Source organism: Kaistella sp., from assembly GCF_049588135.1.
GTDB lineage: Bacteria > Bacteroidota > Bacteroidia > Flavobacteriales > Weeksellaceae > Kaistella.
The window spans coordinates 1-13,812 of sequence record NZ_JBAVFG010000050.1; the positions used below are offsets into that span (position 1 = coordinate 1).

The window sequence follows — 13,812 nt, forward strand, 5'->3', positions numbered from 1 at the left end:
CGCAACATCGTCTTTTCTCACAAAAACATCATCCAATTTCAACTTCGGAACTTCCGCTCTCACCACATCGAAAACATAAGAAGTAATTTGGTTTTCTGGATTTTCTAATCGGTAAAAAGAATCGGCAACTTGCGACGCAATTACTTGATACTGCACAGAAACTTTCATTCTGATAAAAACATTATCCAACGTTTTCGTGTCGATAATTACATCTAACTGCTGAATTCGAAGATTCATTCGTTTGGCAACTTTGTCGATAAACGGAATTTTCAAATGCAAACCAGATTGGCGAACGACGAGAAATTTCCCTAAACGCTCTACAATCGCTGCTGTTGCCTGATTCACGGTGAAAAACGAGGCGAATAAAACAATCAATCCGAAGAAGATTATAATTCCTAAAATTGGCATAATTTAAATTTAATTGGTTAATTAATAGAATGTTTAAAGATATCGTTTTTTTTCTGAATTACATGGTCATTCCAATATCAATTCCTTTAATTTTTCGGTAAAGGTCGGTGGCAAAATTATCGGTCATTCCCGAAACGAAATCAATCACGCCCAAAACCTTTTGATAATCAGTCCCGTTTTCGTAGAGAAATTGTTTTGGCAATAATTTCAAAGCCATTTTATCATAGGATTTTCGCTCCGAATTTTTGGTTAAAATTGGCGGAATAAAATGATTCAAAAGCTCGTACATAACGTTGTAACCAGCGTTTTCAATTTCGATCACATTTTTGTGATTGTAAATTTTTTCGATGGAAAAACTTTCTATTTCTTGCAGCGATTTGTTTTCAGATTTATAAATATCGAGTAAAGCTTTGTTTAAATTTCCATCTAAGATTTTCGAAAAATTGGTTTGATACAATTCGAGAGATTTATTGATTAAAGCATTAATCACTTTCGCTCTTAAATAAGAAATTCGTTCGTTGGCATTGGTCAAAATCACTAATTTATCTTCTACTCTTTTCGTATTTTGATTTTCAGATTTAATGAGGTCGAAAAACAGATTTTCGCAATCGGAAGTTGATACAATTCCCAATCGATGCGCATCTTCCATATCGATAATATTATAGCAAATATCGTCTGCAGCTTCTACCAACCACACAAAAGGATGTCTTTTGAAAATGGTTGGTTTCTCACTTTCCTGAATTAAATTCACCGATTTTGCAATCTCCAGAAACGTATCTTTTTCATTTTGAAAGAAGCCAAATTTCTTGCGGTGAATGACGCCTTTCTTTTTGGCAATCGATTCACAAGGATATTTTGCGATACTCGCCAAAGTGGTGAAAGTGAGTTGAGTTCCGCCTTCATCTTTCCCGTTTTGTTGATGCGTTAAAACCCGCATTGCATTGGCATTTCCTTCGAAATTGACCAAATCTGCCCATTCTTTTTCGGTGAATTTTTGCTTTAAATCTTTTTCATTTTTCTCAAAATAACTGGCAATCGCATCTTCGCCGGAATGTCCGAACGCAGGATTCCCAACATCATGACACAGACAAGCTGCGGCAATCACATTATGAAGATTGTATTGATAAAAATTCCGAGCATTTTCATCAAGGTCATTCTTATAGTTATTAAAAATAAAATCTCCAACGGCACTTCCTAAACTTCGTCCCACAGAGGAAACTTCGAGCGAATGCGTCAAACGGTTATGCACAAAAACACTTCCCGGAAGCGGAAAAACCTGTGTTTTATTTTGCAGCCTTCGGAAAGCGGCAGAAAAAATAATGCGATCGAAATCTCTTTGAAAATCTGTTCTGGAAGCAAGCGTTGCGGCGTTTTGTCCGGTGCGTTGGTTGGTGAAAAGTTGATTGAGAATCATTATTTATTTTGAAAAAATTATATTGAGAATTTCTAAAACTTCGTTTTGTTCATTTTCTTTTAAAACAGCAATTTTTTGCTTTAATCGAAATTGATCCACACTTCGAAGTTGATCTAAAGCGATTTGACCTTTTTTATTTTTAACCACACAACTCACTCTTGACGGATATTTTTTCAAAGTGGAAGTTAAAGGCGCAACAATTACCGTATTCAACGCATCATTCATCTCATCAGGCGAAATAATAACCGCAGGACGAGTTTTTTTGATTTCGCTTCCAACCGTCGGATTAAATTCGATGAAATAGATTTCAAAACGTTTTACCAAGTCCATTCTTCTTCATCAAATTTATTCGAGAAATCCATGATTTCCGTTTTTCCTTTTAAAGAACCGGCTTTTACAAATTGTTCTTTCCAGTTTTCTCTTGGTTCCGCCACTTTTTGAATCAAAATCTTTCCATCTTTTACGATGAGTTCTAACTCGTCTTTTGGTTCTATGTTTAATTCTTCGAGCATTTTTTTACTTAAAATAACGCCAGAAGAATTCCCAATTTTTCGGATTTTAGTTTTCATTCCTTACTTTTTATCAAAGTTATAACAATATTATAACATTTCAAAAAGAATCTCTAAATTTTCGCTTGGGAATTTTCAAATTATTTTTTGAAACAATATTTTTCTTGCTCTTCAAAATTCATCTTATTTTTATCACCTAAAAATATTGCTTGTTTTAAATCACTACAAATTTTATTCAGATCAATTTCTGGAATTTCAACTTTCTTCTTTGAAGTTAAAACTGTTATTTCTTTATTTCCAAAAATTTTATTTCCTGCCAATTCATATTTTCTGATTCTCGCAAAAGCACGATTAGATAATGCATTTTCATAAAAAGGTTCAATATCTAAAGCTTTATCAAAATTTACAATTGCCTCATCAAATTTCATTTCATTCAACAACATTGTTCCTTTCGAAAAATAGGCAGCTTGATAATTTTCATTAATAAGAATTACTTTATCTAATTGTTTTATTGCCGATTTTATATTTCCGTTTTGGTAATGATCATTACTTTTCTTCATCAATTTATTTATTTCTTCATATTGCGAATCAGGAATTATTTTTCCGTTTTCAATTCGTTCTGTCCCATAAATATTCCCATTGGAATAATAAATTACAGATTTATCAATCATTTTTCCATTGTCGAAATTTGTTCTTTGTTTCACTTGTCCATTCGGAAAGTACATTTCCCAAATTCCATCCTCTTTTCCAGTTTTCATTATTCCTTTTTGTTTTAATGAACCATCTTCATAATATTCTTTTTCCAAACCATTCGACATTGATTGGGTGTAATTCCGCTCCATAGAAATATTTCCGTTTGGAAAATAAATTTTTCTCAATCCTTCCAATTTTCCATTATTTAAAATTCCTTCCCCTTGGATTTTTCCATTGTAATAATAATCAATAAATTTTCCATTATAGATTTGATTGTTAAAATACCAAACATTTCCATTTTTCATTTCCATTTGCTTTGTAGACGGAATTTTTTTGTCTTCAGAATTTCTTTTCTTATATTCTTTTGTATAAATAAAAATAGCTCGATCGAATTTTTCGAAACCGATTTTTTTCAATGAATCTTTATTTTTAACTACATCTACTTTCTCTATATCTTCATTATTGATATTATTTCCTCTTTCAGGATCATCTTTAACAACAATTTCATCAACGATATAAACGATATTTTCATTATTTTTTTGAGCGGCAATTTTTACTGAAAAAAGGATTATTAGGAAGAATAAATGATATTTGTTTTTCATTTTTATTTTTTTTGAAATTTATAAAAAAACCCCCAATTTTCGCTTGGGAATATTTGTAACTGATTTATATGTATTTCCTACGAAAGAAAAGAACATAAAAACAGAAATCGTTCGAAAAAAGATTATATGATCATTCTGAAAAACGAACTTTGAACTTATACCTTTCACGAAAAATCAGATCATTTAATTGTTCATCAATAACAATAAATTTGAGAAATACAAAAACTTCAACTTCTTTAAGAAATTCATCGAAAATTACACAAAAAAGCGGACTAGCTGATTTCATGGTTTTCAGAATAAATTTGTATTATTGAAAAAATAAAATATTATGAAAAAGATTTATCTTTTAACTTTGGGATTATTATCCTTTTATGGCATTGCGCAACAAACGATTTCATTTGAACCTTCAGAAGGTTATGTGCTTGGCAATATTCACGGACAAAATGGATGGACGGTTACAGAAGCTACAAATGGACTTTTGACCAATCAAATAATTACTGATGAAGTTTCTAAAAGTGGTTATTCTTTTAAAAACGCAGAAGTAACTGAATATAATCCACAGTGGTTTCCTATTTTCGGTGCAGAAAAATCTTTTAGTCCTTCTTTCGATTATAAAAACACAACGATTTCTTATGATTTTTATTCTGGGAAACAAATGGGTGCTGATTTTGAATTTTCTCTTTATAATAAAATTGATGAAAACCTTTACGACATCTTATTATCAGTAGGTTTTGAAAACAGAGGTTACATTTATTTATTTACCGAAAAGAATTTTGAAGGTTTCGTGTATGCCGATCCGAAATGGAAAATAAACACTTGGTATAACATGAAAATTGCAATTACAGAAGATACGATTACTTATTATCTTGATGATGTTGAGTTTTTAACAACCCCAAATACAAGCAAAGTAAATATTGATGGGCTTACCATCCTTCATAATAATTATGGCGGCGATGCATACTACGATAACATAAAAATAAACAACAGTCTACTTGCAGTAGACAATGTAGTAAAAGAAAAAGCAACGACTTACCCTAGTCCAGTAATCGATTTATTGAACATTCAACTTCCGATGAATGAAAAAATTTCAACAATCGAAGTATATTCTATCGCTGGACAAAAAGTATTATCTTCCACTTCAGAAAAAGAAATTAATTTGAAAAGCTTAAAAGCAGGAATTTATTTGGTGAAAACCACAAGCCTACAAGGTAAAATTTATACCGCTAAGATTATTAAAAAATAGCAGTTCGGTAATCTGAAATCATAAAATCCCCGACTTTGCGCTACAATAAAAAAATCCCCTCCAAAAACTGAAGGGGATTTGTTCTTTATAAATTGCGATTTACATATAACTCTCAATCGGCGCGCAAGTACAAACCAAATTTCGGTCGCCATACGCTTCATCAACTCGGGAAACGGATGCGAAAAACTTGTGATCGCGAACCCAATCTAATGGATATGCGGCTTTTTCGCGGCTGTAAGGTTTATCCCAAGAATCGGAAATTACGATTTGTTCGGTGTGAGGAGCGTTTTTCAAAACATTATTTGCAGTGTCATATTTCCCTTCTGCGATTTCATCAATTTCTCTTTTAATGGAAATTAAAGCTTCTGCGAAACGATCGAGTTCTGATTTACTTTCAGATTCAGTAGGTTCAATCATTAAAGTTCCGGCAACAGGAAAACTTACTGTTGGTGCGTGATAACCATAATCCATCAAACGTTTTGCAACATCGGCAACTTCTATCCCCAGCGGTTTAAACTGACGGAAATCGATGATACATTCGTGAGCAACGCGTCCTTTGTTATTCGAATAAAGTACTGGGAAATGCTCTCCTAAAACTTCTTTCAAATAGTTGGCGTTAAGAATCGCATGACCAGTGGCTTTTTTCAAACCAAATGTTCCTAACATTTTGATATAAGCGTAAGAAATATTTAAGACCAAAGACGATCCGTAAGGCGCACCAGAAATGGCATCAATAGATTCTTTGGTTCCAATTTTAATATTTGGATTGCTTGGTAAGAATTTCACCAAATGTTCAGCCACACAGATTGGACCAACTCCAGGACCACCACCACCATGAGGAATAGAGAAGGTTTTGTGTAAATTCAAGTGACAAACATCTGCGCCAATATTTCCTGGTGAAGTGTAACCAACTTGCGCATTCATATTTGCACCATCCATATAAATTTGACCACCGTGGGAGTGAATTAAATCTGTAATTTCTTTGATATTATCATCGAAGAAACCATAAGTTGAAGGATAGGTAATCATCACCGCAGAAAGATTTTCGCTGTGTAATTCAGCTTTTGCTTTTAAATCTTCAAAATCGATTTCACCATTTTCAAGATTTTTCACCACCACCACTTTCATTCCAGCAAGTACCGCAGAAGCCGGATTTGTTCCATGTGCAGATTGTGGAATAAGCACAATATTACGATGACCTTCGCCACGGGATTTATGGTATTCACGGATGACCATTAATCCTGCATATTCGCCTTGCGCACCAGAATTTGGCTGCAAAGAAGTTCCTGCAAAACCTGTAATTTCTGCTAAATCTTTTTCTAATTCTTTAATTAAAATTTGATAACCACCAGCTTGTTCAATTGGTACAAATGGATGAACACTTCCCCATTCTGCCCAGGATAAAGGCAACATTTGAGTTGCTGCATTCAGCTTCATGGTACAAGAACCGAGAGAAATCATCGAGTGGGTTAAAGACAAATCTTTACGTTCCAAACGTTTGATGTAACGCATTAATTCGGTTTCTGTATGGTATTTATTGAAAACTTCTTCTTTCAAAATTGCATCAGTTCTCAAAATTTCTGCCGGAATAGAAACTTCTTCTTTGAATTGAAGTCTAAAACTCTGCTTATCTTTAAATTGAGCAAAAGATTCGAACAACGTTTGAAGTTTCAAATCCGTTGTTGTTTCGTTGATAGAAATGCTTACAATACCTTCCGAGAAATAATTAAGGTTAATTTTGTGATCTCTCATCAAACTCGTTAAACCTTTTTTCTCGTCTTCATTCATTCTTAATTTTACGGTATCGAAAATCGGTTCTTCTGTAACATCAAAACCTAAAGTTTTCAAAGCATCACGAAGTGCATTTGCTTTAAAATGAATTTGATCAGCAATAAAATTCAAACCTTTCGGACCGTGATAAACTGCGTACATACCTGCCATCACTGATAAAAGCACTTGCGCTGTACAAATATTAGAAGTAGCTTTTTCTCTTTTAATATGTTGCTCACGAGTTTGCAATGCCATTCTTAAAGCGCGTTTTCCGTATGCATCCTGTGAAACTCCAATAATTCGACCCGGAATATCTCTTTTATATTCGTCTTTACAAGCAAAAAATGCTGCATGAGGACCACCGTAACCCATCGGGATTCCGAATCGTTGAGTAGTTCCTATTGCACAATCTGCGCCCATGTCTGCTGGTGATTTTAATTTAACTAAAGCCATTGGGTCACATGCCACAACTACTTGTAAATCAAATTCTTTATATTTTCGAATACTTTCAGAATAGTCGATTACGATTCCGTTTTTTCCCGGATATTGCAATAGAACTCCGAAATAAGAATCATTCAACTCATGGCTATTATAATCTCCGATAATAATATCGATTCCTAAACCTTCGGCTTTTGTCTTCAGAACGGCCACCGTTTGTGGAAATACCAAATCTGAAATAAAGAATTTCTGCGCACCTGATTTTTTCTGCGTTTTTGTTCTGCTTTCGAAAAACATGTGCATCGCTTCTGCAGCGGCAGTAGATTCATCTAAAAGAGAAGCGTTTGCCAATTTAAAACCTGTTAAATCGCAAACCACCGTTTGGAAATTTAATAATGCTTCTAATCTTCCTTGTGCGATTTCTGCTTGATAAGGCGTGTATGCGGTGTACCAAGAAGGATTTTCGAGAATATTTCTTTGGATGACACTTGGCAAAATCGTGTTGTGATATCCGAAACCGATATAGTTATCGAACATTAGATTTTTAGAGGCTAAATCTTTAGAGTGCGCCAACATTTCATACTCAGAAAGGGCATCAGAAATCGAAAGTTCTTTTTCTAAACGAATAGAATCAGGAATGGTCTGACCAATTAATTCTTCGATATTCGCAACACCAACTTTCGCTAGCATTGCTTGTGTATCGGCTTCATTCAAAGAAATGTGACGGTTTACAAATTGTGTAGTGTTCATATATTTTTACTAGATTTTATCATAAATAAAGGTGCGTAAAAATACAAATTTTTGGGCAACACCACAATTGATAAATCTCATTTAAAATAAGATTACTCGGTAATTTGCTAGACAATATCAGAAAAAAGATCGGAATTTACTGCTTCAACATTATTTAAAATATCGCTTGAGAATGCTGTTTAAATCAATTTTGTCAATCAGGACAGAACCATTTAAAATCAATAAAAGCTCATCAATAGAGAAATCTAATTTCAATCTTTCTTTTTCCTAAAAAAAATCACAATTAACAATTCTTATTTTGATTTATTCTAAATTAAATTTACATTTGCATTATGAACGGTCAAATAATCCCTTTTAAAATATTGCCACTCACCCCTTTTAGTGAAAGTAAAGAGCAATACATTTGTGGTAAAAAGAATTGTTGTAAAAAATTTAAGAAAGGAAAAAGATGTAAAAAATGTCCTGGAAGGCTTAAAATGGCTTAATAACAATCCTTGGAATTCTTTTTAATTAAAGAAATTCTTCGACAATAATAGTACTACAATCAACATCATGATGATGAGTACCATTATGATTCGAATCAATCTCGGAAGTCCTTGTGGATTAATACGTGTTGGCTTTTCGGGTTTAAATAGATCTTCCACCTCATTTCTAAACTCCTCACTTTTATTCTCAAAAATTTCAGTTATGGTAATTCCCTGAACAATCGTTTTGTTTAGAAGCGAATTGGTTACATGCAATAGCAATTGAAATTTCCCGTCTTTAAACTCTGTAATTCGAATTACTTTTTCGCCATATCCTTTTTGTAGACCGAACGGCAATACTTTTACAATATCTGCATTTTGAGTTTGCCAAGAAATTACAATTTCTTCACCTTTTTGAACCCTTACTTTATTTGTGGTAAAAGATTTAATTGTAGGCGGCAGATTCGGTCGGTAACTTCTTTGTTGATGACTTAAATTATCGTCGTACATTCTACGTTTCTCCGCATCAATCAACATTTCATATGCTTCCTTAATTTCTATAAAACGGCTTTCGAAAAAATCATCGTCGGGATTTTTATCGGGATGGTATTTTAAGGATAATTTACGATATGCTTTTTTGATGTCTTCTTCTGAAGCATTTTCCTTAACACCAAGAAAATAATAATAATTTTTCATTCCAGTTTAAAAACAGTATCCAAACGTTATTTGATGAGCAAAAGTAAGGATTTAAAAAATTAATTGCTGTAAAACATCAGGTTCGTTTTTACAAAGTAGGTAGCTGGTTACAAGTTTTACGGATAGTCCTTTTTGAAACGCCTATTTTTCCCGCACGTTTATAGGCTTTGTAGGATCTTTTGGCACAATCATCTGAACAGTATTTTACTACGGTCGTCTTTGCAATAAAATCCTTATCACAATTATTTCACCGGTTTTTTAAGGGTTTATTTTGTAGTAGTTACTTCCCGATACAGAATTTAGAAAAAATATTCCCCAACACCTCATCATTCGTAAACTCGCCAGAAATCTCACCCAAATGTTCCAACGCGTTTCTCAATTCATACGCCAACAATTCGGTATGAATTCCTGAACTCACAGCTTCTTCCACCTGAAGAACCGATTGTAACGATTTTTGCAAAGCGTCGTAGTGTCTTTGATTGGTAATGATCACATTACTTTCCTGGTCTTTTAGATTTTCTACGTAATCGATAAGAATTGTTTTTACGGCTTCGATTCCGGTTTGATCTTTTGCGGAAATTCTTAAAAGTTCATCACAATATTCGGGAAATAATTCTGCGTTCAACTGCTTGTCAAAAGTGTTTTGAATCTGATCTTTCGTCAAATCTACTTTATTATGAACCAGTACAATTTTCAAATCCTTGCGGTGAAATTCCTTCACAAAAGCGATTACTTCTTCTGGCGTGGAATCAAATTCGTCATATAAATAAAGCAAAACTTTAGCAGAAGCAATTTTCTCTTTCGCTTTCGTTACGCCAATTTTTTCAATAATATCAGTCGTTTCCCGCAATCCTGCAGTATCTACAAAACGAAAAGCTGTTCCTTTCAGATGAATCACTTCCTCGATCGTGTCGCGCGTCGTTCCTGCAATTTCCGAAACAATAGCTCTTTCTTCTTTCAATAAAGCATTTAAAAGCGTCGATTTTCCAGCATTTGGCTTCCCGATAATAGCAACTTCTACTCCATTTTTAAGTGCATTGCCGTATTGGAAACTTTCAATCAAAGCGCTCAATTTATGTCGAAGATTTTGCAACAATTTATTCATGGCAGTACGATCCGCAAATTCCACATCTTCTTCCCCAAAATCTAATTCCAATTCAATTAAAGAAGTAAAATTGAGCAAATCATTTCTCAAGATCGAAATTTCGTTCGTAATTCCACCTTTTAACTGATTTAAAGCCACTTTTCGTGAAGCTTCATTTTCCGAAGCAATCAAATCTGCAATCGATTCAGCTTGTGATAAATCAATTCTGCCGTTCATAAAAGCGCGCATCGTGAATTCTCCGGCTTTTGCCATTCTCGCACCATTTTTAAGAAGAATTTCTAAAATTTTCTTCGCAATATGTGGCGATCCGTGGAAAGAAATTTCTACAATATCTTCGGTGGTAAAAGTTTTCGGAGCCAAAAAGACCGAAACCATTACTTCATCAATCGTTTCATCACCATCGATGATAAAACCATAATGCACCGTATGCGATTTTTGGTTTTCTAAATTTTTTCCTTTAAAAGATTTTTGTGCAATCTTCACGGCATTTTCGCCAGAAAGGCGGATAATTCCCAAAGCTCCCACTCCATTTGCGGTTGCAAGGGCACAGATTGTATCTTGATTCATGCCACAAAATTACGGAAATAATCCCTATTTTCAGGAGCAACAAACAATCGCATTCTCCGAAAAATCCACCCGCTGTCCACTATATCTTTTTTGTCATTGCAAACAAAGTGAAGCAATCTATTGAAATTTTCGATATTGCAATAACAAAAAAGGATGCCGTTTCCATCGGGGCTAGAATGAAGGACAGTCCTTCTTTTGGAGGTTTTAAAATTTTTTATTCCTTATTTTATCCTGAGATACAATGATATATAATATTTTGATAGACTAGAAATTTCATTTTTAGTAAATTTACCTAATGGACAAACTAATCATAGCGCAAAGAAAAAAATATGTTAGCGAACAAAGCTTCATACCCAAAACCCGACCTCTTGCTTGCTAAAACGTTATTTACTCGTGCACATCGCTATAGAAAGAATAACAAAACCATATTTGAAAGACCAATCAAAAAAAATCACACACCAGCATGATCTAAATATCAATAAAATGAAAGCCATCCACATCACTAAATCAGGTGGGCCTGAAGTCTTACAACTCCAAGAAACACCAAAACCAACTCCCGAAAAAAACCAAGTTTTAATCAAAGTAAAAGCCGCTGGCGTTAATCGCAGCGATGTGATCACCCGAAAAAATACCGCCACTTATGGCAAAGATTCGCCCCAAACATTAATTCCCGGTTTAGAAGTTTCTGGCGTCATTGAAGAGATCGGCGCTGAGGTTAAAAATAAAAAAGTCGGCGATAAAGTCTGTGCCCTTATTGCCGACGGTGGTTATGCAGAATATGTCGCAGTCGAAAGCTCGCACTGTCTTCCCATCCCGAAAGGAATCAGTCTGGAAGATGCAGCAGCCATTCCAGAAACGGTTTTTACAGTGTGGTTCAATGTTTTCATGTTGGGCAAACTGCAACCCGTCGAAAAATTATTGATTCATGGTGGCACGAGCGGTATCGGAACCATGGGTTTGCAAATGGCAAAAGCATGGGACTGCGAAACCTACACCACAGCAGGAAGCGAAGAAAAGACCAATTTCCTCAAAAAAATGGGAGTCGACAAAGTAATCAACTATACTACAGAAGCCTTTGAAGAAGTCTGGAAAGGCGAGAAAATCGATGTCATTCTCGATATGGTCGGTGGAGATTATACCCAAAAAAATCTCGAAATCTTGAATAAAAAAGGGCGTCTCGTTTACATCAACGGTATGAAAAGCATGGAGGTGAATCTTAATCTGCGCACCATTATGGCTAAGAATCTCACCCTGACTGGAAGTTTTCTAAAGCCCCAAACCGTCGAAGTAAAAACCCAAATCGCTCAGGAAGCAGAAAAAAATATCTGGCCAATGTTTGATTCCAAAGAGATCCATCCGATCATTTATAAAAAATTTCCTTTAGCAGAAGCCGCCGATGCGCACAGACTCATGGAAAGCAGCGAACATATTGGGAAGATTCTTTTAATAATGTAGAGGTGTAACAATGTGTTAATGTGTTAATGTGTTAATGTGTTAATGTGTTAATGTGTTAATGTGTTAATGTGTTAATGTGTTAATGTGTTAATGTGTTAATGTGAAAATTACTTTTCATACGAACTCCTAGAGAATCTGTTCGCCTACAAAGTCATTCTTAAATAAAATAACGAATTCAGAACACGTTTTTGATTCGTTTACTCACTTCAAAAACAGTATTTTAGTCAATTCGAATTCTGATAATCAGCTTTCGTCCAAACAAGAAACATTATGAAAAATCCTGTAATCGACCTTCACTGCGATTTACTCAGCTATCTTACGCAACCAAACTCCAGTATTTACAATACCTCAGATATCGGTTGCGCTATTCCTTATTTAAAAGAAGGAAATGTAAAATTGCAGGTTATGGCGATTTTTGCACCGACAGAAAAAAACAGTCATGAATTTGGACTCAAACAAAGTGAAATTTTTCAAGACTTAACTACTCAAGAAAATGAATTATATCGTTTTGAAAAACAGCATTTAGAAACGATTTTGACCAACGAAAATATCGGAATGTTGGCTTCTGTAGAAAGTGGTTCCGCTTTTTGTGATGAAAATATAACTTTGAAAGAGGGTTTTAAAAATTTAGAAAAAATTATTGAAAACGTAGGCTCGATACTATACATCGGCTTTACCCATCATACAGAGAATAGATTTGGTGGTGGAAACTATTCAAAAGCCGCACTAAAAAATGATGGAAAAGAATTGATTGATTATTTGCACAATAAAAATATTGCCATCGATTTCTCGCATACGAGCGATGCTTTGGCCTATGATATTTTAAATTATATTTCAAAAGAGAATGTCACTGTTCCGATTATGGCGAGTCATTCTAATTATCGTTCTGTTTTTAATCATCCAAGGAATTTGCCCGATGATGTTGCGAAAGAAATCATTCACCAAAAAGGATTGATTGGTCTCAACTTTGTACGCGCTTTTGTAAATCCGGAAAAAGCAGATGCACTACAAGAACACCTCGCACACGGATTAAAATTGGGCGGAAAAAATGCAATCTGTTATGGTGCAGATTATTTTTACACGAAAGATCACCCCGACAAATCCAGAATTCCTTTTTATTTTGCAGCACATGACAATGCTGGTTGTTATCCGAAAATTAATGCAGATTTGGAAAAAGAATTTGGAATTGAACAGGTCGGTAAAATCAGCAATCAGAATGCTTTGGACTTTATTAAACGACTTTGGAAGTAGTTGATAAAGAAATTTGATCTTAAAAAAATAGCACAATAATTAAAAATTTAGAAACATATTACTGTATCGAAGGTCTTCAATCAATAAATCCTATATATTATCAATTATTGAATTTTACAAAAACATTAACAAAACATTAATAATTAAATGGCATTAATATTGATAAAAACACACTAAACAAATTAAAAATAACATTATGAAAAAATTAATCGCATTAATGATTTTCTTTGGTGGTTTAGCATTAACACAAGCACAACAAACAAAGCCAAAAGAAAAAGATGAGGTAAAAAAAACAGCTACAATTACCCAAGACCTCCATAATATTGTGGATCCGAAGCACCCCGAACATAACGGTTACAAGATTAAGAAAAAAACCAGAAAAGGAAATAAATACGTAAAAAGAGTGAACACCGAAAATAAAACCGCCACTATTAAAACAAAAAAAGC

13 protein-coding genes are annotated in these 13,812 nt (G+C 34.1%); 5 read left to right on the forward strand and 8 right to left on the reverse strand.

Features of this window, described 5'->3' with window-relative positions:
* The 5 genes from WBY99_RS02780 to WBY99_RS02800 all read right to left on the reverse strand — a co-directional run.
* On the reverse strand, positions 1-408 hold a 408-nt coding region (locus WBY99_RS02780; protein WP_423974824.1), incomplete at its 3' end, for an SPFH domain-containing protein.
* 58 nt (positions 409-466) lie between these two features.
* Positions 467-1,822 (reverse strand): deoxyguanosinetriphosphate triphosphohydrolase, encoded by a 1,356-nt coding sequence (locus WBY99_RS02785; protein ID WP_423974825.1) that lies wholly within the window; start codon positions 1,820-1,822, stop codon positions 467-469.
* Between the two features lie 3 nt (positions 1,823-1,825).
* Positions 1,826-2,152 carry a type II toxin-antitoxin system PemK/MazF family toxin gene (locus WBY99_RS02790; RefSeq protein ID WP_423974826.1) on the reverse strand — a complete coding sequence of 109 codons (327 nt, stop codon included), beginning with the start codon at positions 2,150-2,152 and terminating at the stop codon, positions 1,826-1,828.
* On the reverse strand, positions 2,140-2,391 hold the full coding sequence (locus WBY99_RS02795; protein ID WP_423974827.1) for an AbrB/MazE/SpoVT family DNA-binding domain-containing protein: 252 nt from the start codon (positions 2,389-2,391) through the stop codon (positions 2,140-2,142). Before WBY99_RS02795 ends, WBY99_RS02790 begins: the two co-directional genes overlap by 13 nt.
* Positions 2,392-2,471: 80 nt before the next feature.
* On the reverse strand, positions 2,472-3,626 hold the full coding sequence (locus tag WBY99_RS02800) for a hypothetical protein (RefSeq protein ID WP_423974828.1): 1,155 nt from the start codon (positions 3,624-3,626) through the stop codon (positions 2,472-2,474).
* A gap of 328 nt (positions 3,627-3,954) precedes the next feature.
* Here WBY99_RS02800 and WBY99_RS02805 point away from each other — a divergent pair, with 328 nt between their 5' ends.
* Positions 3,955-4,869, forward strand: a complete 915-nt coding sequence (locus WBY99_RS02805) for a T9SS type A sorting domain-containing protein (protein ID WP_423974829.1) — start codon at positions 3,955-3,957, stop codon at positions 4,867-4,869.
* A gap of 99 nt (positions 4,870-4,968) precedes the next feature.
* Here WBY99_RS02805 and gcvP read toward each other — a convergent pair whose 3' ends face one another.
* From gcvP to mnmE, 3 genes are all read right to left on the reverse strand, one after another.
* Positions 4,969-7,827: an aminomethyl-transferring glycine dehydrogenase gene (gcvP, locus tag WBY99_RS02810; protein WP_423974830.1), complete on the reverse strand. Its 2,859-nt coding sequence runs from the start codon at positions 7,825-7,827 to the stop codon at positions 4,969-4,971.
* A gap of 506 nt (positions 7,828-8,333) precedes the next feature.
* Positions 8,334-8,987: a DnaJ domain-containing protein gene (locus WBY99_RS02815; RefSeq protein ID WP_423974831.1), complete on the reverse strand. Its 654-nt coding sequence runs from the start codon at positions 8,985-8,987 to the stop codon at positions 8,334-8,336.
* Between the two features lie 280 nt (positions 8,988-9,267).
* Positions 9,268-10,659 carry a tRNA uridine-5-carboxymethylaminomethyl(34) synthesis GTPase MnmE gene (gene mnmE / locus WBY99_RS02820; protein ID WP_423974832.1) on the reverse strand — a complete coding sequence of 464 codons (1,392 nt, stop codon included), beginning with the start codon at positions 10,657-10,659 and terminating at the stop codon, positions 9,268-9,270.
* Positions 10,660-10,988: 329 nt separating this feature from the next.
* On the opposite strand from mnmE, the gene WBY99_RS02825 reads away from it, so the two are divergent.
* The 4 genes from WBY99_RS02825 to WBY99_RS02840 all read left to right on the forward strand — a co-directional run.
* Entirely contained in the window at positions 10,989-11,126 is a 138-nt protein-coding gene (locus tag WBY99_RS02825) for a hypothetical protein (protein WP_423974833.1), read from the forward strand.
* A 16-nt stretch (positions 11,127-11,142) separates the two neighbouring features.
* A complete protein-coding gene (locus tag WBY99_RS02830; RefSeq protein WP_423974834.1) occupies positions 11,143-12,114 on the forward strand; it encodes an NAD(P)H-quinone oxidoreductase in 972 nt (323 codons plus the stop codon).
* Between the two features lie 270 nt (positions 12,115-12,384).
* Complete coding sequence (locus WBY99_RS02835) at positions 12,385-13,365, forward strand: dipeptidase (RefSeq protein WP_423974835.1); 981 nt, start codon at positions 12,385-12,387, stop codon at positions 13,363-13,365.
* A gap of 196 nt (positions 13,366-13,561) precedes the next feature.
* A partial coding sequence (locus WBY99_RS02840) for a hypothetical protein (RefSeq protein WP_423974836.1) occupies positions 13,562-13,812 on the forward strand: 251 nt, incomplete at its 3' end.